This window comes from Streptomyces sp. NPDC003393 (assembly GCF_053589015.1).
The window spans coordinates 76176-97696 of the sequence record NZ_JBSFRB010000007.1 but is presented as its reverse complement, the minus strand read 5'-3'; the positions used below and the strand labels follow the sequence as shown (position 1 = coordinate 97696).

19 protein-coding genes are annotated in these 21521 nt (G+C 72.3%); 6 read left to right on the top strand and 13 right to left on the bottom strand.

Annotated features, from left to right (window positions below):
- Positions 1–29: 29 nt before the first annotated feature.
- The 7 genes from ACWDUZ_RS09830 to ACWDUZ_RS09800 all read right to left on the bottom strand — a co-directional run bounded on the left by ACWDUZ_RS09830 (position 30) and on the right by ACWDUZ_RS09800 (position 6647).
- Complete coding sequence (locus ACWDUZ_RS09830) at positions 30–1214, bottom strand: hypothetical protein (RefSeq protein WP_451631291.1); 1185 nt, start codon at positions 1212–1214, stop codon at positions 30–32.
- Positions 1211–1786, bottom strand: coding sequence for a SigE family RNA polymerase sigma factor (locus ACWDUZ_RS09825; protein WP_451631432.1), 576 nt, complete (start codon positions 1784–1786; stop codon positions 1211–1213). The genes ACWDUZ_RS09830 and ACWDUZ_RS09825 overlap by 4 nt, the downstream gene beginning before the upstream one ends.
- A gap of 500 nt (positions 1787–2286) precedes the next feature.
- Positions 2287–3339, bottom strand: coding sequence for an aspartate-semialdehyde dehydrogenase (locus ACWDUZ_RS09820; protein ID WP_451631290.1), 1053 nt, complete (start codon positions 3337–3339; stop codon positions 2287–2289).
- Between the two features lie 70 nt (positions 3340–3409).
- Positions 3410–4687 (bottom strand): aspartate kinase, encoded by a 1278-nt coding sequence (locus tag ACWDUZ_RS09815; protein WP_451631289.1) that lies wholly within the window; start codon positions 4685–4687, stop codon positions 3410–3412.
- A gap of 279 nt (positions 4688–4966) precedes the next feature.
- The gene (locus ACWDUZ_RS09810) at positions 4967–5626 is read right to left on the bottom strand and encodes a DUF5063 domain-containing protein (protein ID WP_451631288.1); all 660 of its coding nucleotides are present in this window, start codon (positions 5624–5626) and stop codon (positions 4967–4969) included.
- Positions 5619–6218 carry a recombination mediator RecR gene (gene recR, locus ACWDUZ_RS09805; RefSeq protein WP_451631287.1) on the bottom strand — a complete coding sequence of 200 codons (600 nt, stop codon included), beginning with the start codon at positions 6216–6218 and terminating at the stop codon, positions 5619–5621. The genes ACWDUZ_RS09810 and recR overlap by 8 nt, the downstream gene beginning before the upstream one ends.
- Before the next feature lie 84 nt (positions 6219–6302).
- A complete protein-coding gene (locus ACWDUZ_RS09800) occupies positions 6303–6647 on the bottom strand; it encodes a YbaB/EbfC family nucleoid-associated protein (RefSeq protein WP_451631286.1) in 345 nt (114 codons plus the stop codon).
- Positions 6648–6899: 252 nt separating this feature from the next.
- On the opposite strand from ACWDUZ_RS09800, the gene ACWDUZ_RS09795 reads away from it, so the two are divergent.
- Positions 6900–7649: an SLATT domain-containing protein gene (locus ACWDUZ_RS09795; protein ID WP_451631285.1), complete on the top strand. Its 750-nt coding sequence runs from the start codon at positions 6900–6902 to the stop codon at positions 7647–7649.
- Between the two features lie 39 nt (positions 7650–7688).
- Here ACWDUZ_RS09795 and ACWDUZ_RS09790 read toward each other — a convergent pair whose 3' ends face one another.
- Positions 7689–10133: a serine/threonine-protein kinase gene (locus ACWDUZ_RS09790; protein WP_451631284.1), complete on the bottom strand. Its 2445-nt coding sequence runs from the start codon at positions 10131–10133 to the stop codon at positions 7689–7691.
- A 320-nt stretch (positions 10134–10453) separates the two neighbouring features.
- Between ACWDUZ_RS09790 and ACWDUZ_RS09785 the strand changes: the two genes are divergently transcribed.
- From ACWDUZ_RS09785 to ACWDUZ_RS09770, 4 genes are all read left to right on the top strand, one after another.
- The gene (locus ACWDUZ_RS09785; RefSeq protein ID WP_451631431.1) at positions 10454–11809 is read left to right on the top strand and encodes an aminotransferase class III-fold pyridoxal phosphate-dependent enzyme; all 1356 of its coding nucleotides are present in this window, start codon (positions 10454–10456) and stop codon (positions 11807–11809) included.
- Between the two features lie 163 nt (positions 11810–11972).
- Entirely contained in the window at positions 11973–12674 is a 702-nt protein-coding gene (locus ACWDUZ_RS09780; RefSeq protein WP_451631283.1) for a GntR family transcriptional regulator, read from the top strand.
- Positions 12671–15172 (top strand): dolichyl-phosphate beta-glucosyltransferase, encoded by a 2502-nt coding sequence (locus ACWDUZ_RS09775; RefSeq protein ID WP_451631282.1) that lies wholly within the window; start codon positions 12671–12673, stop codon positions 15170–15172. Before ACWDUZ_RS09780 ends, ACWDUZ_RS09775 begins: the two co-directional genes overlap by 4 nt.
- Before the next feature lie 81 nt (positions 15173–15253).
- The gene (locus ACWDUZ_RS09770; RefSeq protein ID WP_451631281.1) at positions 15254–15904 is read left to right on the top strand and encodes a hypothetical protein; all 651 of its coding nucleotides are present in this window, start codon (positions 15254–15256) and stop codon (positions 15902–15904) included.
- 66 nt (positions 15905–15970) lie between these two features.
- On the opposite strand, the gene ACWDUZ_RS09765 is transcribed toward ACWDUZ_RS09770, so the two are convergent.
- The 3 genes from ACWDUZ_RS09765 to ACWDUZ_RS09755 all read right to left on the bottom strand — a co-directional run bounded on the left by ACWDUZ_RS09765 (position 15971) and on the right by ACWDUZ_RS09755 (position 19184).
- Entirely contained in the window at positions 15971–16147 is a 177-nt protein-coding gene (locus ACWDUZ_RS09765) for a hypothetical protein (protein ID WP_451631280.1), read from the bottom strand.
- 401 nt (positions 16148–16548) lie between these two features.
- Positions 16549–17649 carry a hypothetical protein gene (locus ACWDUZ_RS09760; protein WP_451631279.1) on the bottom strand — a complete coding sequence of 367 codons (1101 nt, stop codon included), beginning with the start codon at positions 17647–17649 and terminating at the stop codon, positions 16549–16551.
- A 251-nt stretch (positions 17650–17900) separates the two neighbouring features.
- The gene (locus ACWDUZ_RS09755; protein WP_451631278.1) at positions 17901–19184 is read right to left on the bottom strand and encodes an adenylosuccinate synthase; all 1284 of its coding nucleotides are present in this window, start codon (positions 19182–19184) and stop codon (positions 17901–17903) included.
- 196 nt (positions 19185–19380) lie between these two features.
- Between ACWDUZ_RS09755 and ACWDUZ_RS09750 the strand changes: the two genes are divergently transcribed.
- The gene (locus tag ACWDUZ_RS09750) at positions 19381–20250 is read left to right on the top strand and encodes a diacylglycerol kinase family protein (RefSeq protein ID WP_451631277.1); all 870 of its coding nucleotides are present in this window, start codon (positions 19381–19383) and stop codon (positions 20248–20250) included.
- Between the two features lies 1 nt (position 20251).
- Here ACWDUZ_RS09750 and ACWDUZ_RS09745 read toward each other — a convergent pair whose 3' ends face one another.
- A complete protein-coding gene (locus tag ACWDUZ_RS09745) occupies positions 20252–20836 on the bottom strand; it encodes a Uma2 family endonuclease (RefSeq protein WP_451631276.1) in 585 nt (194 codons plus the stop codon).
- Between the two features lie 99 nt (positions 20837–20935).
- Positions 20936–21433: a GbsR/MarR family transcriptional regulator gene (locus ACWDUZ_RS09740; protein WP_451631275.1), complete on the bottom strand. Its 498-nt coding sequence runs from the start codon at positions 21431–21433 to the stop codon at positions 20936–20938.
- Between the last annotated feature and the right edge of the window lie 88 nt (positions 21434–21521).

Genomic DNA, 21521 nt, shown 5'->3' with positions numbered 1-21521 from the left:
GCGCGCCTGCGCGGGCCCGCCGCCGCGCCCTACGACGCGGCCAGCACCCCCGTGTGGTAGACGGTGCCCGCGCACGCTTTCGGCACCGTCGCCGAGACCGCCGGTGAGCCCGCCTCCGGCGTGTGGGTGACCACGACGCTGCCGTCGGCCGTGCCGCCGTCCTCCGTCATCAGCTGGGTCTTGGTGTCGGGGACGGTGCCCGTGCCGGTGGACGTGCCACCCGTCGCGCCGGAGTCCGGGCTGGAGGACGGATCGGGTGAGGGCGCGCCGGTCGGCGTGCCGCCGCTGCCGGCGCCGCCGCTGGTGGTGGGGCAGGTCTCGGAGGGCACCCAGGCGAACTTCATCTCGTACGCCGAGCCCGGCGTCAGTACCAGCCCGGCGACCTCGGTGGAGGGGTTGGGCAGGGCGGTGGCCGGATCGCCGGCGATGTGCTGCGTGACGGTGATCTTGCTGGTGTCGGCGGCGCCCTGCGCGAGCGTGGTCACCGTGCCGGGCCCGCCGACGGTACAGCTGCCCTTGGAGACGTTGGTGACGCGGAAGGTGCCGTAGACGGCGCCCGAGGTGTCGGGCGCGCCGATCGTCGCGGTGGCGGAGCCCAGCTGGGGCGCCTTGCACACGGGGGCCTCGGTGTCGGCGGAGGCCGAGGGACCTCCCGTGTCGGCGCCCGCGTTTCCGCCGCCAGGAGTGGCGCTCTTGCCGTCGCCCCTGTGGTCGTCGGGCCTTCCGCTGCTGCCCTTGCCGGGGGTCCGGCCGGAGGCGCCGCTCGCGGTGCCGTCGCCGCCGTCCGGGTCCTTGCCCTGACCGGTGCCGCCCTGGGCCTGGGAAGCCTGGCCGGCGATGGCCGGGTCGACGCCGGAGCCGCCGGCGTCGGAGACGTGCACGAGTGCGGGGATGGCAGTGCCGATGAACAGGGCGGCGGCGGCCATCCCGACGGCGGCCTGCCGCTTGCGGGCGCGTCGTGCCGGAACCGCGTGCCGGAGGTGGTCCAGCGCGCCCTCACGCGGCTCGACCTCCTGGACCGCCTGGTGCAGCATCCTGCGCAGCGCCAGCTCGTCCGGGTCGAGCCCCTCGGGGTCCGTTTCGTCGGGGCTGTGCTTCACGTGTCCGTTCCCAGCGTGCGATTGCGTGTCGTCCTGCGCCGGCCGCGTCGGCTCGTGCCACGCGTACGGCTCGTGGCGCTCGTGCGACTCGCGTCCCTCGGCGTTCTCGCTCATGCCCGCGCCTCCATGGCGATCCTGAGCGCCGCGATGCCGCGTGAGCCGTACGCCTTGACCGAGCCGAGCGATATCCCGAGGGTCTCGGCGACCTGCGCCTCGGTCATGTCCGCGAAGTAGCGCAGCACCAGCACCTCGCGCTGGCGGCGCTGGAGGCCCTTCATGGCCTTGATAAGGGAGTCGCGCTCCAACTGGTCGTAGGCGCCCTCCTCGGCGCTCGCCATGTCCGGCATCGGCTTGGAGAGCAGCTTCAGACCGAGGATGCGGCGGCGCAGGGCCGAGCGCGAGAGATTGACGACGGTCTGCCGCAGGTAGGCGAGCGTCTTCTCGGGGTCGCGGACCCGCTTGCGGGCGGAGTGGACGCGGATGAAGGCCTCCTGGACGACGTCCTCGCAGGAGGCGGTGTCGTCGAGGAGGAGCGCGGCCAGGCCCAGCAGCGAGCGGTAGTGGGCGCGGTAGGTCTCGGTGAGATGGTCGACGGTGGTGCCGGCCGCCACGGTCTCCTCGGCGCCGTCACGCTGGTTCGGTATGCGGGCGGGCCGCGCTGCGGGCATGGGGGCGATCACCGGCAGGCCACCGGACGAGCCGGACATTCCAGGCGTGAGCGGTCGGAGCGCCGCACCGCCCGGCCGCAGGCCGCCGCGGGTCGCCGCTTGGAAGTCGAGTACCTCTGCCACGCCAGTTGGACACGCCGCCCCCCTCGGGGGTTGTACGTGCCGAGCGTCACTTTCGCACCGAGTGTGCCGAGCGACGCGGCCGACCACGTTCTCGCGTCAGGCAGCACCCCGTCCGGTGCCCCACATGCCCTCATGCGTCCCGCTCTTCCCTCTGTGTCAGATGACGAGAGCGCCCCACGCCCTCGCGGCGTCCCCACGCCCCCGTAGGGCGATCGCAAAGACGCTCCCCGCCCTGCGCGCGGTTGCGGAGGGCGGGGAGGGAAATCTTCGGACGCCGAGGCAGCACGGTTCAAGCGGTACGGATCATTGATCCGACCACATTTCTTACACCGATCCTACGCAGGTGCGGAGCCGTGGCCGGGTGTTTCCCCCGGGTAACAGGTGCCGGTGCGGCCTCAGTCGGCCTCGGCCGCCACCAACTCCGCGATCTGCGCCGTGTTCAGCGCGGCGCCCTTGCGCAGATTGTCACCGCAGACGAAGAGCTCCAGCGCGGTCGGATCGTCCAGCGCCCGCCGCACCCGGCCCACCCACGTCGGGTCGGTGCCCACCACGTCGGCCGGCGTCGGGAACTCGCCCGCGGCCGGGTCGTCGCACAACACCACACCGGGTGCCGTGGCCATGATCTCCCGCGCCTTGCCCACGGTGACCTCGCCCTCGAAACGGGCGTGCACGGTGAGGGAGTGGGTGGTGACCACCGGGACGCGCACACAGGTCACGGCGACCGGCAGGTGCGGCAGCCCGAGGATCTTGCGGGTCTCGTCCCGCACCTTCATCTCCTCCGACGACCAGCCGTCGTCGCACAGCGACCCGGCCCACGGCACCACGTTCAGCGCCACCGGCTCCGGGAACGGACCGGTGTCGTCGCCCACGGCGCGCCGTACGTCGCCGGGGCTGGTCCCCAGTTCCGTGCCCGCCACCAGGGACAGCTGACGACGCAGCGTCTCCACGCCCGCGCGGCCGGCCCCGCTCACCGCCTGGTACGAGGAGACCACCAGCTCGCGCAGCCCGAACTCGGCGTGCAGCGCGCCCAGCGCCACGATCATGGTCAGGGTGGTGCAGTTGGGGCTGGAGACGATCCCGCGCGGGCGCCGCCGTGCCGCGTGCGGATTCACCTCGGGCACGACCAGCGGCACGTCCGGGTCCGCGCGGAAGGCCCCGGAGTTGTCCACCACGACCGCGCCCTTGGCGGCGGCGACCGGCGCCCACCGGGCGGCGACCTCGTCGGGGACGTCGAACAGGGCGATGTCCACCCCGTCGAAGGCCTCCTCGGCGAGCGCGGCCACCTCGACCTCCTCGCCGCGCACGGCCAGCTTGCGGCCGGCCGAGCGCGGCGAGGCGACCAGGCGGATGTCGCCCCAGATGTCCGCGCGCTGGGACAGGATCCGGAGCAGGACCGAGCCGACGGCTCCGGTCGCTCCCACGACCGCGAGCGTCGGTCGACCGGTCATCGTCGTACGCCTCCGTCGCGTCCGTGAAACGACTCGCGCCCCTGCGGCGGAACGGCGGCCGGGAGGACGGTCATCGCCCGGTGCCGCCGTAGACGACGGCCTCGTCGCTGTCGGAGTCGAGTCCGAAGGCGGTGTGCACGGCGCGCACGGCCTCCGGAACGTCGTCCTTGCGGGTGACGACCGAGATGCGGATCTCGGATGTCGAGATGAGCTCGATGTTCACGCCCGCGTCGGACAGCGCGGTGAAGAAGTCCGCGGTGACCCCGGGGTTGGTCTTCATACCCGCGCCGACCAGGGAGATCTTGCCGATCTGGTCGTCGTAGCGCAGGGAGTCGAAGCCGATGCCGGCGCGGTTCTTCTCCAGCGCGTCGATGGCCTTGCGGCCCTCCGCCTTCGGCAGCGTGAAGGAGATGTCCGTCAGACCGGTCGAGGCGGCCGACACGTTCTGCACGACCATGTCGATGTTGATCTCGGCATCGGCGATCGTACGGAAGATGGAGGCGGCCTCGCCGGGCTTGTCGGGCACGCCGACCACCGTGATCTTGGCCTCGGAGGTGTCGTGCGCGACACCGGAGATGATGGCCTGCTCCACCTTCTTGTCCCCTTGCTCGATCGGCTCGCTGCTGACCCACGTGCCCTGGAGTCCACTGAAGCTGGACCGCACGTGGATCGGGATGTTGTAGCGCCGGGCGTACTCCACACACCGGTGGAGCAGCACCTTCGACCCGGACGAGGCCAGCTCCAGCATGTCCTCGAAGGAGATCCAGTCGATCTTCCGGGCCTTCGTCACCACCCGCGGGTCGGCGGTGAACACGCCGTCGACGTCGGTGTAGATCTCGCACACCCCGGCGTCGAGGGCGGCGGCCAGCGCGACAGCGGTGGTGTCGGAGCCGCCACGCCCCAGCGTGGTGATGTCCTTCTTGTCCTGGCTGACGCCCTGGAAACCGGCGACGATCGCGATGTTGCCCTCGTCCAGGGCGGTCCGGATACGGCCCGGCGTGACGTCGATGATCCGGGCCTTGTTGTGGACCGAGTCGGTGATGACACCTGCCTGGCTGCCCGTGAACGACTGGGCCTTGTGACCCAGGTTTTTGATCGCCATCGCCAGCAGGGCCATGGAGATCCGCTCTCCGGCGGTCAGCAGCATGTCGAGCTCGCGCCCGGCAGGCATCGGGGAAACCTGCTCGGCGAGATCGATCAGCTCGTCCGTCGTGTCGCCCATCGCGGAAACGACCACGACAACGTCGTTGCCGTTCTTCTTCGCTTCCACGATTCGCTTGGCGACGCGCTTGATGCCCTCGGCATCGGCTACGGAGGAGCCTCCGTACTTCTGCACGACAAGGCCCACGTGCGCTCCTCGCTCAGTCCGTGTGTATCGCACTTACGCAATGCAGTGCGGTCGGCTCAGTCTATCGAGCGTCCGAATTTCCCCCCTGCGATATCGCATGGTGAGATCTTCGGCGCCCCTCTGTTCAGGACGGCTCATGCCCAGGGGACGCGACCGCACTCGGAACGTGGCCGGGGTCACAGCGCCGGGAGACATCACGGGAGGACCGGGGACGACGCGGAGGGACACGGGGCGACGACGTCCGGGCGGGACGGTCCGTCCTCCGGCGACGACGTCGGGTCAGCGCCGTCCGCGCAGGCCCAGCGGGGCCGCGATCTCCTCCGCCATGACCTTGCCCGCCTCGAACTCCAGGGTCTCGTCGCCCATGCCCTGGTCGGTGTCGAGACCGTCCAGCTCCTCCAGGGGCTGGTTGAGGCGGACGTGGTTGACGATGGACTGGAGAGCGCGCAGCACGGCGGAGGCCGTCGAACCCCAGTTGGAGAAGTAGGAGAACTGCCACCACCACAGGGCCTCGGTGGTGCGGCCCGCGCGGTAGTGGGCCATGCCGTGGCCCAGGTCGGTGATGACGTCGGCGAGGTCGTCGGAGATCCGGGCCGGGACCGGGGCCCGGCGCGGCTCGTAGGGGTCGAAGACCTCGGAGTAGACGTCGATCGGCTCCAGGAGGCGGGCGAGGTTCTCGCGCAGGGTGTCTGCGTCCTGCTCCGGGCCGGAGTCGGGCTCGTAGCGCTCGTCGGGGACGAAGTCCTCGTGCGCGCCGAGCCGGCCGCCGGCCAGCAGCAGCTGGGAGACCTCCAGCAGGAGGAACGGCACCACCGAGTCGGGCTCGTCGCCCCTGGCGACCTCGGCGACCGCGACCAGGAAGCTCTCGACCTGGTCGGCGATCTGGACCGCGAAGTCGTCCGGATTCTGGCTGGTCGCGTGCAGCGTGGCGTCAGACATCTAGGAGTCGTCTCCCCTCGAAGGCGCGGCCGAGGGTCACCTCGTCCGCGTATTCCAGGTCGCCACCCACCGGGAGGCCGCTGGCCAGGCGGGTGACCTTCAGGCCCATGGGCTTGATCATGCGGGCGAGGTACGTCGCGGTCGCCTCGCCTTCCAGATTCGGGTCCGTGGCCAGGATGAGCTCCGTGACCGTGCCGTCCGCGAGACGGGCGAGGAGTTCCCGTATCCGCAGGTCGTCCGGGCCCACGCCCTCGATCGGGCTGATCGCGCCGCCCAGGACGTGGTACCGGCCGCGGAACTCACGCGTGCGCTCGATGGCGACGACGTCCTTCGGCTCCTCGACCACGCAGATGACGGACGGGTCGCGGCGGCTGTCGCGGCAGACGGCGCACAGCTCCTCCTGCGCCACGTTGCCGCAGGTCGCGCAGAAGCGGACCTTCGCCTTCACCTCCATCAGGGCCTGGGCGAGCCGCCGTACGTCCGTCGGCTCCGCCTGGAGGATGTGGAAGGCGATCCGCTGGGCGCTCTTGGGACCGACGCCGGGCAGCCGCCCCAGCTCGTCGATGAGGTCCTGGACCACGCCTTCGTACACCGGACTGCCGTCCCTTCCCGCCTGCTGCTTCGCTCTTCGTAACCGTAGTGGCCGGGCGGCCCCTCAGAAAGGCACCCCGAGGGGTCAGAAAGGCAGCCCGGGGATTCCGCTGCCGCCGCCCAGGCCCTGGGCCAGCGGGCCGAGCTTCTGCTGCTGGAGCGCCTGGGCGTTCTCGTTGGCCGCCTGGACGGCCGCGACGATCAGGTCGGCGAGGGTCTCGGTGTCCTCCGGGTCCACCGCCTTGGGGTCGATCTTCAGCGCGCGCAGCTCGCCGGCGCCGGTGACGGTGGCCCGCACCAGGCCGCCGCCCGCCTGTCCGTCGACCTCGGTCCGCGCCAGTTCCTCCTGGGCCCGCTGAAGGTCCTGCTGCATCTTCTGCGCCTGCTGGAGCAGCTGCTGCATGTTGGGCTGGCCACCACCGGGAATCACGATCAGCTCCTGCTTTCGTACGCCGTGTCTGGATGCCGGGCGGAGTATCCCCGCTGGCATGAGCCTACGTGGTCCAGGGAGGTGGCGCCCCGCCACTCTTTCGAGTGAGTCACGGGTGGGCCCTATACCTGATCAAGGCCCCCTTCCGGGCGGTTAAGCGACGCTTCCCGCCTCTTCGCCACCCATTGGGGGGTAGGAAGGGGGCCGGCGCGTCAGCCAGCGTCACAGACCGTGATCAGTAGGGAGTGCCGGGTGGGTCAGCCGGAGATGCAGCCCGAGGATTCGCGACGGGACGGGCGCGGCGACGGGGCGGCCAGGCTGCGGCCGGGCGACCTGACCGGGCGGCCGTTCCCGCTCGGCGACTGGGGCGAGCCGGCCGAGCGGCTGGACGAGCTGTACCGGTGGGTGGAGCGGGGCGCGCTCGAGACCGCGTCCTGGTACCTCACCGAGCGGGTGTGGAAGCGGCGCGGGGCGCGGGTGCTGCGGTGCGGGGCGACGGCGGGGGCGGTGGCCGGGGCGGCGCTGCCGCTGCTGGATCTGACGCGGGCCGTCGACGGGGTGGCGCCCTGGGGATATCTGGCGCTGCTGCTGTCCGTGGCGTGCGTCGGCATCGACCGGTACTTCGGGGTGACCTCCGGCTGGATGAGGGACGTGGCGACCGCGCAGGCCGTGCAGCGGCGGTTGCAGGCGCTCCAGTTCGACTGGGCGTCCGAGAACGTGCGGGAGGTGCTGGGACCCGCCGAGGGCACGGCGAGCGAGGCCGCCGAGCGGTGCCTGACGGTGCTGCGGCGGTTCTCGGAGGACGTGACCGAGCTGGTGCGGACGGAGACGGCCGACTGGATGGTGGAGTTCCGGATCGGCTCCGCGCCGATGGGCCTCCGGTCGGCGGTGTCCGGCCCCGGCCGGCCGGAGGCGAGCACCGCCGGAGGCGGGCGTGTGCCGCTGCCGCCGGGGGGTGCGCGGCCCAACATGCCCCGGCAACGGCCGCCGGAGCCGCGCTGACCGCCCGCCGCCGTCGCCCCCGTCACTCTTTGGCGCCTGTCACTCCTTGGTGTAGGTCAGCTGCTCCCCTGTGCTGGTGTTCACGCGCCGCAGCCTGCCGTCCGACAGAAGGCTGACCTGCGTGGCCGCGCCCGGAGAGCAGCCCTGCGTGCCCTGGCCGACGGTGAGCGAGGACGGCCCGATCTCCAGCGGACCGCCGTCGACCGGCCTCCGGGTCAGGTCGGCCCGGAACACACAGTGGTAGGTGCCGCCGCCCTGCAGCGGGCCGTCGGCGACGAGCGTGAGGACCGTGTCGCCCACCTCGCCCTGACTGATGGTCAGGCGGCGGGGGTTGGCTCCGTAGACGTTGTCGATCGTCGTCGCCCAGGTGCCTAGGTAGGCGACCGGGACGACACCGTCCGAGGGGGTGGGCGAGTCGGGCGACGACGTCTCCGGCGACGCGCCGGGGCCTGTCGCGTCGGCCGGGGTGGTGGGCGCGGTGGCGGTCGGGCCGGGGCCGGGGCCGCCCTTGGCGTCGTGGTCGCCGCCGCTGCGCATCAGGGCGTACACCGAACCGCCCGCGACGAGCGCGACGACCAGCGCCATCGCGACCAGCGCGGCGGTGGAGCGGCCGCCGCCGCCCCGGCGCGGTCCGTGCTGCGCGGGAAGCGGGCTCGGTCCGTACGGCGGCGTGGAACCGACCGGCGGCGGCCCGTACGGCGGGGTCGCGCCCAGGCCGCCGTAGGGGTTGTGCGCCCCGGCCGGCGCCCAGCCGCCGGGCTGCTGCGGAGGGCCGTAGGGGCCGGGGGCCTGCTGCTGCGGGTAACCGTAGCCCGGAGGCGCCGGCGCCGGCCCGGGCGTTGGCGGCCGGCCCGCGACCATGGTGGGCAGGTGATCGACGGGCGGCTGCGCCCCGCCGGCGCCCGGCTGCCCGGGCACGGGCGGGGTGGAGACGGGGGCGGCGGGAGCCCCGGCAACGACGCCGGGAGCGGCGTGAGTTCCGGCAACGCCGCCCGGAACAGGCGGAGTTCCGGCAACGGCCCCGGGAGCGACCGGGGCACCGGAGGCGCCGGGAACGGGGGGCGTTCCGGCACCGGCAGCGGCACCGGGGGCGGCGGGGACCTCAGCAGCTCCAGGAACGGGCGAGGTCCCGGCAGCGGCGGTGGGAACGGCTGGAACACCGCCGGCGGCGGGAGCGGCAGGAGCCGCCGGGGATCCGGCAGCGACGGCGGGAGCGGCGGGAACCCCGGCGGCGCCGGGAGACGCCGGGGGCCCGGCTGCGGCCGGCGCAGTCGGAGATCCGGGGGCGGCGGCGCCCGGCAGGGCCGGAGGTCCGGCAGCGGCGGGGTAAGCCGTCCCCGCCGCTCCGGCAGCGGCTCCCGCGCCGGCACTCGCTCCGGCTCCGGCGCTGCCGGGCTCCCCCTGGTCGGCAGCGGCCGCCGCTGCCGGACCCGCCTGCACATCCTTTGTCGGCTCGGGACTCCCGGCCCCCGCGACGGCCCCGGCGACGGCAGCGACACCCTCCGAACCTGCTGCACCCGCCGCGCCCGCCGCACCCCCCGGCGTCCCCTGCGGCTCCCGTTCCTCCGGGTTCTCCGCGTCCAGGAGCCGCACCGCGTGGCGGCCGAGCTGGGCCACCAGGGCGCTCGGCAGCCAGGGGTCGCGGAAGCGGCCGTCGGCCAAAGTGTCCTCGGCGCCGGTGCGGTCGAGGATCCAGTCGAGTGTGGGCCGCACCGCCGGGTCCTTCCTCAGGCAGGCGCGGACCAGGTCGGAGATGCCCTCGGGCAGCGCATCGAGGTCGGGTTCCTGCTCGGCGATGCGGTACATCAGCGCGTGCACACCGCTGTCGGAGGTGCCGAACGGCAGCGTGCCGGTCGCCGCGTAGGCGAGCACGGAGCCGAGGCAGAAGACGTCCGCCGCGGGCGTGACCCGGTCGCCGCGCACCTGCTCGGGCGCCATGAACCCGGGCGAGCCGACCAGCGCGCCGGTCCGGGTGAGGCCGCCGTCGGTGACGGTCTCCAGGGCCCGCGCGATGCCGAAGTCGATGACGCGCGGGCCGTCGATGGTGACCAGCACGTTGGAGGGCTTGAGGTCGCGGTGGACGAGCCCGGCCGCGTGGATGTCCTTCAGGGCGCCCGCGAGACCCGTCCCGAGGATCCGTACCGAACGCTCGGGCAGCGCGCCGTGATCGTGCCCGACCACCTGTTGCAGGCTGGGTCCGGCGACGTACCCGGTGGCGACCCACGGCACGGCGGCCTCGGTGTCCGCGTCCAGCACGGGCGCCGTCCAGTGACCGCCGACCCTCCGGGCGGCCCGCACCTCCTGCCGGAAGCGCGCCCGGAACTCCTCCCGCTGCGCCAGCTCCCGCCGGACCAGCTTCACGGCGACCGTCCGACCCCGGTCCGACCGGGCCAGATACACCTGCCCCATGCCGCCGGCCCCGAGCCGCGCGAGCAGCCGGTACGCGCCGATCTGCTGCGGATCGCCGGGCCCCAGCTCCTCCATGGCTCAGCGCCTCCCCCCGATGCCCGACCGATGTCCGACATCCCCCCGATACGTCCCTGCTCGACAGCCCGAGGATAGTGCCGCCACCGGGAGTGACGGAGCGGCCCGTGTCTACGGTTCCGTAACGGCGGCCGGCCGTACCGGCACCCCGCGCCCCACCACCCCACGCCGCGCCACCACGCCCCACGCCGCCCCCCACCACGTCGCTCCCCGACAACCTGTCGCTAAATCCCCCGGAGCGCAGACAGGACGCCCATGCCGGGTCCGTGTCCCGGACATCTACGCTCGCGGCCATGACCCCTCAGTCCTCTCAGCCCCCGCTGAGCCCCGAGCCGAACCCCGAGGCCGGTGCCGCCGTGAAGGCCGCCGACCGGGCGCACGTGTTCCACTCCTGGTCCGCGCAGGAGCTCATCGACCCGCCGGCCGTGGCCGGCGCCGAAGGGTCGTACTTCTGGGACTACGACGGCAGGCGCTACCTGGACTTCGCCAGCGGGCTCGTCTACACGAACATCGGCTACCAGCACCCGAAGGTCGTCGCCGCGATCCAGGAGCAGGCCGCACGGCTGACCACGTTCGCGCCGGCGTTCGCTCTGGAGGCGCGCTCGGAGGCGGCCCGGCTGATCGCCGAGCGGACCCCGGGCGACCTGGACAAGATCTTCTTCACCAACGGCGGTGCCGACGCCGTCGAGCACGCCGTGCGCATGGCCCGGCTGCACACCGGGCGGCCGAAGGTGCTCTCGGCGTACCGCTCGTACCACGGCGGCACGCAGCAGGCCATGAACATCACCGGCGACCCGCGCCGCTGGCCCTCCGACAGCGGCACCTCGGGGGTCGTGCGCTTCTGGGCCCCCTTCCGCTACCGCTCCCGCTTCTACGCCGAGACCGAGGAGCAGGAGTGCGCGCGGGCCCTGGAGCACCTGGAGACGACGATCGCCTTCGAGGGGCCGTCGACCATCGCCGCGATCATCCTGGAGACGATCCCGGGGACGGCCGGGATCATGGTGCCGCCGCCCGGCTATCTCGCCGGGGTGCGCGAGCTGTGCGACAAGTACGGGATCGTGTTCGTCCTGGACGAGGTGATGGCCGGGTTCGGGCGGACCGGTGAGTGGTTCGCGGCGCAGCTCTTCGACGTCGTGCCGGACCTGATGACCTTCGCCAAGGGGGTGAACTCGGGGTACGTGCCGCTGGGCGGTGTGGCGATCTCCGGGAAGATCGCCGAGACCTTCGGCAAGCGGGCCTATCCCGGCGGTCTGACGTACTCGGGGCACCCGCTGGCGTGCGCTGCGGCGGTCGCGACGATCAACGTGATGGCCGAGGAGGGCGTCGTGGAGAATGCGCGGCGGCTCGGCACCGAGGTCGTGGAGCCGGCGCTGCGCGAGCTGGCCGAACGGCACAGCAGCGTCGGCGACGTACGCGGTGTCGGCATGTTCTGGGCGCTGGAGCTGGTCAAGGACCGCGAGACCCGCGAGCCGCTGGTGCCGTACAACGCGGCCGGGGAGGCGAACGCGCCGATGGCGGCCTTCGCCGCCGCCGCGAAGGCGCACGGCCTGTGGCCCTTCGTGAACATGAACCGCACCCACGTGGTGCCGCCGTGCAACGTCACGGAGGCCGAGCTGAAGGAGGGTCTGGCCGCCCTGGACGCCGCCCTGTCGGTGGCGGACGAGTACACGAGGTAGCCCGCCGGATCGGGACACTCCTGTTCCCGCCTCACCGGGCGGTCGAGGCAACCCGAACGCGTAAGGTGGCGTGCTCGTAGACATACGTACGTACGCGACCCCGTGGACGTACGTTCGAGGACGACGAGCACGCCACCTCACGCGTAAGGGAGACGCCCCGATCATGCCCGGCATCAGCGGCACCCCGGCCGTGACGCGCAGCACCCTGCGGCAGCAGATCGCGGAGGCGCTCCGGGACGAGGTGCTGGCGGGGCGCCTTCAGCCTGGGCAGGAGTTCACGGTGAAGGAGATCGCCGAGCAGTACGGGGTGTCCGCGACCCCGGTGCGCGAGGCGCTCGTCGATCTGTCCGCACAGGGCCTGCTGGAGGCGGACCAGCACCGCGGGTTCCATGTGCATCAGTACTCGCCGGCCGACTTCCGCGAGATGATCGAGGCTCGCAGCCTGGTCACGGACGGCATGTTCCAGGCCGTGGCCGACGGCAGGGCGGCCCTGCGCGACCCGCTGGACCCGCGGACGGCGGCCGCCCTCGCGGGGGTGCGCCGGCGCGGCGAGGAGGCCCAGCGAGCGGCCCGCGCCGGTGACCTGACCGTGCTGATCGGCTACGACCTGCGTTTCTGGCGCGAGCTGGGCCTGCTGTTCGGCAACCCCCATCTCGCCGACTTCCTCAACCGGCTGCGCGTGCAGTCCTGGGTGTGCGCGGTGCAGCACCTGCGCCGGCGCGACGATCTGCGCGAAATGCTGTGGTGCGGACATACCGAACTCGCCGAGGCGCTGGTGAGACGTGACGTTCCGGCGGCCCGGGCGATCGTTGCCGCGTACAACGCGCACTCCCTCGTCATGGCCGACCGGATGGCGGGAGCATGAGCCGATCCGCCCCCGGGGCCGAGGAGCCGCCCGCCCCCGACGCGCACTTCGCCGACCGGAACGCCGCTGCGCCGCCCGCCGACGCGCCGCCGGTCGAGTTGTCGGTCGTCATACCCGCCTACAACGAGCACGAGCGCCTCGGCCCCACCCTGGACGCCGTCACCGCCTACCTCGGCGACAACGAGGGCCGCTTCGGCAGTTGGGAGATCGTCGTCGCCGACGACGGCTCCACCGACGGCACCGGCGGCCTCGTCACCGTCCGCCGGGACCCGCGGGTCCGGCTCGTCGGCGGCGGGCGCAACCGCGGCAAGGGCCACGCCCTCCGTCTGGGCGTCGCCGCCACCCGGGGCCGGCGCGTGCTGGTCACCGACGCCGACCTCGCCGCCCCCATCGAGGAGCTGGAGCGGCTGGACAAGGCGATGAGCGAGGGCGGCGCCGCCGCCATCGGGTCCCGCTCGGTGCCCGGCGCGACGATAGGCAGCCACCAGCACCGGGTGCGCGAGCTGATGGGCCGTGCCGGGAACGTCCTCATACGCCGGGTCGCGGTGCCCGGCATACGCGACACCCAGTGCGGCTTCAAACTCTTCGACGGCGAGCGGGCCCGCACCGCCTTCGCCGCCTCCCGGCTCAACGGCTGGGGCATCGACGTGGAGGTGCTCCAGCACTTCCGGCGCGCCGACTGGCCCGTCGCCGAGGTCCCGGTCCGCTGGTCCCACCAGGCCGGCTCCAAGGTCGGCCCGCTCGACTACGGTCGGGTCCTCGCCGAGCTCGCCCGGCTCAAGGCGCGCACCGCCCGGCCCGCCGACGTCCTCGCGGTCCTCGCCTTCCTGGTGATGGCGGTGGTGCTGTACTCCGGCCGCCTGAGCGACCCCGGCCACCGCTACCTGCCGGACTCGCTCCAGGACCAGAACCAGTGGGAGTGGTTCTTCGCGGTCACCGCCGACAGCCTGGCCCATCTGCGCAACCCCCTCTTCACCGACCTCCAGAACTTCCCCGACGGCGTGAACCTCATGGCCAACACGGTCATGCTGGGCCTGTCCGTCCCCTTCGCCCCGATCACGCTCGCCTTCGGCCCCGCGGTCTCGCTCAGCGTCTGCATGACCCTGGGCCTGGCCGCCACCGCCGCCACCTGGTACTGGCTGATCGTCAAACGGGTCGTACGGCACCGGGGAGCGGCCTTCACGGGCGCCTCACTGGCCGCGTTCGCCCCGCCGATGGTCAGCCACGCCAACGCGCACCCGAACTTCGTGATCCTGTTCATGATCCCGCTGATCATCGACCGGGCGCTGCGCCTGTGCGAGGGCGACCGGGTCCGCCGGGACGGGATCGTGCTGGGGCTGCTCACGACGTACCAGATCTTCCTGGGCGAGGAACCGCTGCTGCTCGCGGCGATCGGCATGACGCTGTTCGCCGCCGCCTACGGGGTGGCGGACCGGGAGGCGGCGAAAGCGGCCTGGCGGCCGCTGCTGAGGGGCCTGCTGATCGGCGGCGCGGTCTGCCTGCCGATCGTCGCCTTCCCCCTGTACTGGCAGTTCGCGGGCCCGCAGAGCTACCAGAGCGTGCTGCACGGCGACAACGCGGGCAACAGCCCCCTGGCCCTGCTGTCCTTCGCCGAGCGCTCCCTGTTCGCGGGCGACGCGGCACAGGCCGACGCCCTGTCCCTCAACCCCACCGAGCAGAACGCCTTCTACGGCTGGCCACTGGTCCTGCTCGCCCTCGGCATCACCGTACGGCTGTGGGAGCGGACCCTGGTGAAGGCGCTGGCGGTGACGGCGGTCGGCGCGGCGTTCCTCTCCCTGGGCCCGAAGTTCCGCCTGCCGATGACCGACACGGTCTACCCCGGCCCCTGGGCACTGCTCGCCCACAAGCCGCTGTTCGAGTCGGTCATCGAGGGCCGGGTCGCGATGATCTGCGCCCCCGCGCTCGGCATGCTGCTCGCGCTCGCCCTGGCCCGGCTGTCGGGGGCCCGCAAGGTCAGCACGCTCTACGCCGTTCTGACGGCCGTCGCCCTCGCCCTGCTGCCGGTGGTGCCCGCCCCGCTGAAGTCGGCGGACCGCGCCCCGGTGCCGGCGTTCATCGCGGACGGCATGTGGAAGCCGTACGTCCGCGACGGCGAGTCACTCGTTCCGGTGCCGCTGCCGGACCCGGGCGCGGCCGAGGCCCTGCACTGGCAGACGGCGGCCCACCTCGGCTTCAAGCTTCCCGGCGGCTACTTCAACGGCCCCTGGGGCCCCGACCGCATCGGCATCTACGGCGCCTCCCCGCGCTACACCTCCAACCTGCTGCGGGACGTGCGCTACACCGGCAAGGTGCCGGCCATCGGCGAGAACTGGCGGGCGCAGGCCCGGCAGGACTTCGCCTACTGGCACGCGGGCGCCCTGGTCCTCGCCCCGCAGCCCAACGACGGCCCGCTGCGCAAGGCGGTCACCGCACTGGTGGGCCACCCGGGGAAGTGGACGGGCGGGGTGTGGGTATGGGACCTGCACGAGGGGAGCTGACGGGGACCCGCACCGACTACCCTTCTCTGACCGCGTTTTCCCGACCGTGTCGTGTGCTTCGCACCGGATGAGGAGCCCTCTTTGGCCTGTGACCTGTGGCTGGTACCGCTCGTGGACGTGTTGTGCCACACCCCCGACAACCCGTTCGCCGAGGAACTCGCGCAGTACAACAAGGTGCTGGCCGAGAACGGGCTCCCGCCGGTGCCGGTGTACCAGTACATGCCGGGCCTGTCCGGGGAGGTCGCGCCGGTGGCCGGCTTCGACTACGACGCGCTGCACTTCCTGCGCCGTTCCTACCTCCTCCAGGTCTGCGGCCTGCCGCTGACCCCGGTCGACGAACTGGGCGGCGACTACGAGCAGCTGCTGGAGATGTTCGAGTCCACGGCACAGCAGTCCCACCTGGTCTGGCACTACGACCACGCCGGCGCGTACGTCCCGCTGGACTTCCCCCATCCGCTGTCCAACGACGAACTCCTGGCGAGCGGCGGCCCACTGGGCTCCTCGCAGGCCCTGCTGCGCGAGCTGGAGCACGTCGCCCCGGCCATCGGGATCGACCCGGCCAACCCACCGGCGGCCCCGGAACCCCCGTCCGCTCCCACCGAACTCGAACAGCCGGCCGCTCCCGCCCCCTACGACCCCAGCCCCTTCGCCCGCGAACGCCACGTGTGGCTCGGCCTGCACGCGGCCGCGACCCGGAGCCTCGCCCAGGGTTCGATGATCGTCTTCAGCTGAGCCCGGCGCCACGGGTCCGGGCGGTCACCCGGGCTCCGTGGCGGCGGGCAGCGAGGAGACGACGGCCTAGGCCGTTTCGGCACGGCGCGCCTCGGAGGTGTCGCGTGGGGCGTGGGCCAGGAACTCCCGGGTGCGTCCGGTGAAGGCGATCCGCCCGTGCTGCAGGACGGTGACCTGGTCGGCCTCCTCCGCGAGATCGGCGACGTCAACGCGACGAGACCCACCCAGACGGGCGCGGTCCACGCGGCGGGGCTGGTACGCAGTCGGGTACGGAGGTTCACGAGTCTTCGAGCCGCCTTCCCCCGTAGCGAACCTGTCGCACCCGTTGCCGGTCGACGCATGCGGCGGCGGATCGGTCACATCCGCCGAGCACGCTGGTCACGATAGACACATGGCACCCGAGCGGATCAAGGGCCGTCCGGGGGCACCGGCGCACTGCGGCAACGAGCGTGACGGGAAAGCGACTTCAGCGACGGCGAACCGGCACATGAGGGCCGGCGGGACGGCTTTCGAGTGTCCTGTGCCGTCCCGGTGAAGCGGAGGAGCCACGAGGCGGAGCCGGGAGACGGAGGGGTGGCCGGAAATCACCTTCATACATGCTGAAGTGAGAGCTGAACCACAGCACACACGCGGCGTGCGGAAGTTCAGGCTTCGGGGTCGTTCAGGCTCCAGCGGTCGGTGGTCTCGACGCGCAGCAGGCAGCGGTCGGGGACCGGGACGGTCAGCCGGGCCCTGCCGCGTCCGGCGGCCAGGACAGGGCCCGCGTGGAGCGAACGGCTGACCGTGAGAAGGCGGAACGGGCCGTCACCGTGGTGCTCGAACCGCAGGGACGGCAGGCCCGCCGCCTTGACCACGCTCTCGATGCCCCGGCCCGTCAGCCGGGTGCCGCGGCGCAGTTGCCGTGTCTCGCCGGCGGGGCGCAGCGTCAGCCGCCACGGACCGGGGACCGTCACCTCCAGCAGCATCACCGCGCCCCGCTGCGGCGGCACCAGAACCCGGGCGCGGGTGACGTCCCTGCCGCACACGCCCTTCACCAGTTCGGTCGCGCGACCGAACCCCGTGCCGGACACCGCGTAGGCGTCGTGCTCCCGGCCTTCCGACTCGAAGACCAGGAGGACCCGGCCGCCCGTCCCGGGCCTGTGCACGCGGACCCGGGCCGGCCCGGAGCCGTGGGTCCAGGTGAGGCCCTGCCCGTCGGCGCGGGCGGCGACGTCCAGCCGTTCCAGGGCCGCCCGCCCCCGCTCCAGGATTTCCGGAACCCGGTCGGGGGTGCTCGCCTTGGCGTCCTCGTACGCCTGGAGGGCCGTGGCGTAGTCCGCCAGGTCGTCCGGGGTGCTCGCGGGCCGAGGCGTGTAGGGGTGGTCGGTCAGCAGCTCGCCGTACTCGGTGACGGCCTGCTCGGCGGCGCGGACGGCGTCCGCCCTCCGCTCCGGTCCGGGTCGTGACGCGGGTTCGAGCCGTGACCCCGGTCCGCGTGACTCGGGTTCGCGTCCCGGTGAGGGCTCGCGTCCTGACGCATGCGCGGATCGCAGCGCGGGCTTCGCGGCGGGCCCGGGTCCGAGTGCCCGTCCGGCCACCGGTCTCCTCGTCGGCCCGGACGCGAACCGGCGGGCCATCAGCGCCGGCGGCACGACGAGGGCCGCGTACATCAGAAGGGCGGCCCCGCCGTCGCCGACCGGCAGCAGCCCCACCGCGACGACCAGTACGGCGAAGGTGACCGTGCCGCTGATCAACCCGTACGCCACGCACCTGCCCCAGGACGCCCTGACCGGCTTCACCTGGCCACCCCCCGGTCGGTCCCGACGGCTCACCGCACTGTCCGTGAACCATCGTGCACCGGGCAATCACGGGCGAACAGAGGTGGACCCGGGCAAGTGGAACGGGTCCCCGTTGCCGGTCACCGGCAATGTGGGGGACGAGGGCGGACACGGGCCCACGGCGGCCGACGCGCGCGGCGGCGGCCGCCGTTCCCGGCAGGTCTACGGCACCGGCCGGGTCACAGGAACGAGTTGATCTCGATCGTCTCGTCGCGGCCCGGGCCGACGCCGATCGCGGAGATCGGGGCGCCGGACATCTCCTCCAGGGCCTTGACGTAGGCCTGGGCGTTCTTCGGCAGGTCGGAGAAGGTCTTGGCCTTCGAGATGTTCTCCTGCCAGCCGGGCAGGTACTCGTAGACCGGCTTCGCGTGGTGGAAGTCGGTCTGGGAGTACGGGAGCTCCTCGACCCGCTTGCCGTCGATCTCGTAGGCCACGCAGACCGGAATCTGCTCCCAGCCGGTGAGGACGTCGAGCTTGGTGAGGAAGAAGTCCGTGAGGCCGTTGACCCGGGTCGCGTAGCGGGCGATCACCGCGTCGAACCAGCCGCAGCGGCGGTCACGACCGGTCGTCACACCGCGCTCGCCACCGATCCGGCGCAGCGCCTCGCCGTCCTCGTCGAACAGCTCGGTCGGGAACGGGCCCGAGCCGACACGGGTCGTGTAGGCCTTCAGGATGCCGATGACCCGGCTGATCTTCGTCGGGCCGACGCCGGCGCCGGTGCAGGCACCGCCCGCCGTCGGGTTGGAGGAGGTGACGAAGGGGTACGTGCCGTGGTCGATGTCCAGGAGGGTGCCCTGGCCGCCCTCGAACAGCACGACCTTGTTCTCCTCCAGGGCCTGGTTGAGGACCAGCACCGTGTCGGCGACGTACGGCCTGATCTGCTCGGCGTAGCCCAGCAGCTCCTCGACGACCTGGCCCACGGCGATCGCGCGCCGGTTGTACAGCTTGGTCAGGATCTGGTTCTTGACGTCGAGCGCCGCCTCGACCTTCTGGGTGAGGATCGACTCGTCGTACAGGTCCTGCACGCGGATGCCGACACGGTTGATCTTGTCCGCGTAGGTCGGACCGATGCCGCGTCCGGTGGTGCCGATCTTGCGCTTGCCGAGGAACCGTTCCGTCACCTTGTCCATGGTGACGTTGTACGGCGTGATGATGTGGGCGTTTCCGCTGATCAGGAGCTTCGACGTGTCGACGCCGCGCTCGTTCAGACCGCTCAGCTCGGAGAGCAGGACCGACGGATCGACGACGACGCCGTTGCCGATGACGGGAGTACATCCGGGGGAGAGGATTCCGGAAGGGAGGAGATGCAGTGCATACTTCTGGTCGCCGACGACGACCGTGTGGCCGGCGTTGTTGCCGCCCTGGTAACGCACCACATAGTCCACGGAGCCGCCGAGCAGGTCGGTGGCCTTTCCCTTGCCCTCGTCACCCCACTGAGCACCGAGCAGCACAAGTGCGGGCACGCGCGTACACCCCTTCCGGGCGGGGCATGTCCAAGGTCAGGGGCGTACGCGGGTTCACCGCCGCGTACACCGCGCGACCGTCGTCGGCCGCACAAACCGTCGGACCGGATGCCCCGGAATAGACGAAGCCCCTGGCGCAATAGCGCAAGGGGCTCTTGCACAAAGATGCTACCCGAGGAAGTGAGGCAGGACCGAGGTGGCGACCTTCGCGACGTCCGATCAGCTGCTGGTGGTCATCGACCCGGTCGCCAGGCGGACGGACGGGGAGTCCGTACGGATCGCGAAAGACGTGCTCAGCGCGGGTGCGGCCACCAAGGTGTGCCTGCCGGACGGGCCGGAGGAGTTCGCCCGGGCGCTGGCGCGGCGCGGCTCGCGGCGACCGGTGGTGGTCGGTGACGACCGGGCGCTGCTGCGGGCGGTGTCCCTGCTGCACCGGCAGCGGGAGCTGGCCGCCTGCGCGCTGTCGGTCGTACCGGTCGGAGATGTCATGTCCCTGGCCCGCTCGCTGGGTGTGCCAGCGGGGCCGGTGGCGGCGGCGCGGGCCGTGCTGGACGGGGCCGTACGGCGTCTGGACCTGCTCGTCGACGACAGCGACGGGGTGGTGCTGGGGACGCTGCGCATCCCGCCGCTCGCTCCGCACGAGGTGCCTGCGGGCGCGACGGCATCGCCCGCCGAGGCGCCCTCCACGCCGGGCCACCCCTGGCTGCGGACCTGCCAGTCCCTCGTACGGACCCTGGTGGCCCGCCCGGCCCGGACGGCGTCCGACGCCGGTCCCGAGCCCTCCCGGCTCCGGGTGGAGGTCGACGGGGAGCTGGTGGTGGACCTGGACCAGCCCGTGGAGGCGGTGTCGGTCGTGCCGGGAGCCGCCGGAGTGGCCGAGGTGGAGGTACGGCCGCTCTCCGTGGGCGCCGCGGGATCCCCGGTGCGGGCGGAGGGACGCACGGTGACCGTCTCGGGGGCGCACTTCCGGTACCGGGCGGACGCGCTGGTGTCCGGGCCGGTGCGGACCCGGACGTGGACGGTACGGGAGGGGGCCTGGGGACTGGTGGTGCCCCCGGCGGGGTGAGTCAGGCCTGGTCCTCGGGCGGACGGAACCCGCTCGTGTCGAGGGTGCAGTCGAAGGGTTCCGGGATGGGGAGCTTCTCGCCGAACGGCTTGCTGATCCGGAACTCGTACCCCGCCGCCGACGGGGCCCCGTAGGCCGTCGCCTCCTGTTTCTGCATGTCGAGCACCAGGTACACGGGAACGCCCGCCCTGCCGTACACCTCGACCTTGCCGATCAGGTCGTCCTTCCGGGTGGCGGTGGACGTCAGCTCGGCGACGAAGGAGAGGGCTTCGCCGTCCAGGTGGTAGCTGTCCGATTCAAGGACTCGCTCATGCGCCGCCCAGACGTCCGGGCCGTACGCGCTCTCGTCTCCAGGAAATACGAACAGGTTCGGGGTCCGGTCGATGACGTGTCCTTCGGGGAGGTGCGGCGTCAGCTGTTCGGAAACGATGCGCATGATGCGGGTGCAATACCCCTTCGACCACGGCGACAAGACGATGCTCCCCCTGACGATCTCGGCTTTGAAGCCTGTGGGTGCGACGGCTTCATCCACCGCAACGAGTGCGTCCAGCAACGCCTCGAAGCCTTCGGGCTCGATGCCGCTCATCGTCGGTCGCTCAGTCATCAACGTCATGATGCGCCCGCCTCCGGATGCAGACCAGCCCACCACACGGAGTAGTGGATCGACTACATCCACAGGGTGTGATCACGAAGGCCCGAACAGCTCCTCCCGGCGCACCCGCCAGCGCTCCATCATCGCCGCGACCTCACCGTCGACGAACTCGAAGAAGGCCAGCGTCTCGGCCAGCCGCCGCCCGGCGGGGGTCTCGGCGCCCAGGCTCTCGACGCCCTCGCGCAGCGCGTGTTCCCAGCGCTTGATGACCGCCTCGCGATTGGTGAGCGCCTCGTACCACTGGCCGGCGTGGACCCGGTAGCGCTCGCGGCGCGAGCCGGGCTCCCGCTCGCGCGAGACCATGTGGACCTGCGCCAGGTAGCGCACCGCGCCGGAGACCGCGGCCGGGCTGATCTTCAGCTGCTCGCTCAGTTCGCTGGAGGTGAGCGAGCCGGTGTCGGAGGAGAGCAGTGCGGCGAAGACGCGGGCCGGCATCCGCTGCAGCCCGGCCTCGACCAGCTGGGCCGCGAAGCCTTCGACGAACGTCGACACCGCCTCCGGGTCCCGCTCCGGCGCCTTCTCGTCCGCCATGCCCGCGTCCTCTCCCCTCGTCCCGATGCGCCCCCGAGTTTACATGCTTCTTTAACTTCACAATTTTCTGAAAGTAGCGTAACTTCCG

What these genes read in the sequence shown, in the direction of transcription:
- ACWDUZ_RS09810 (WP_451631288.1), bottom strand. Translation starts at nt 5,626, where the DNA reads ATGTCTGACGCCACGCTGCACGCGACCAGCCAGAATCCGGACGACTTC.
- ACWDUZ_RS09740 (WP_451631275.1), bottom strand. Translation starts at nt 21,433, where the DNA reads ATGGCGGACGAGAAGGCGCCGGAGCGGGACCCGGAGGCGGTGTCGACG.
- ACWDUZ_RS09775 (WP_451631282.1), top strand. Translation starts at nt 12,671, where the DNA reads ATGAGCCGATCCGCCCCCGGGGCCGAGGAGCCGCCCGCCCCCGACGCG.
- ACWDUZ_RS09745 (WP_451631276.1), bottom strand. Translation starts at nt 20,836, where the DNA reads ATGAGCGGCATCGAGCCCGAAGGCTTCGAGGCGTTGCTGGACGCACTC.
- ACWDUZ_RS09820 (WP_451631290.1), bottom strand. Translation starts at nt 3,339, where the DNA reads ATGACCGGTCGACCGACGCTCGCGGTCGTGGGAGCGACCGGAGCCGTC.
- ACWDUZ_RS09830 (WP_451631291.1), bottom strand. Translation starts at nt 1,214, where the DNA reads ATGAGCGAGAACGCCGAGGGACGCGAGTCGCACGAGCGCCACGAGCCG.
- ACWDUZ_RS09780 (WP_451631283.1), top strand. Translation starts at nt 11,973, where the DNA reads ATGCCCGGCATCAGCGGCACCCCGGCCGTGACGCGCAGCACCCTGCGG.
- ACWDUZ_RS09790 (WP_451631284.1), bottom strand. Translation starts at nt 10,133, where the DNA reads ATGGAGGAGCTGGGGCCCGGCGATCCGCAGCAGATCGGCGCGTACCGG.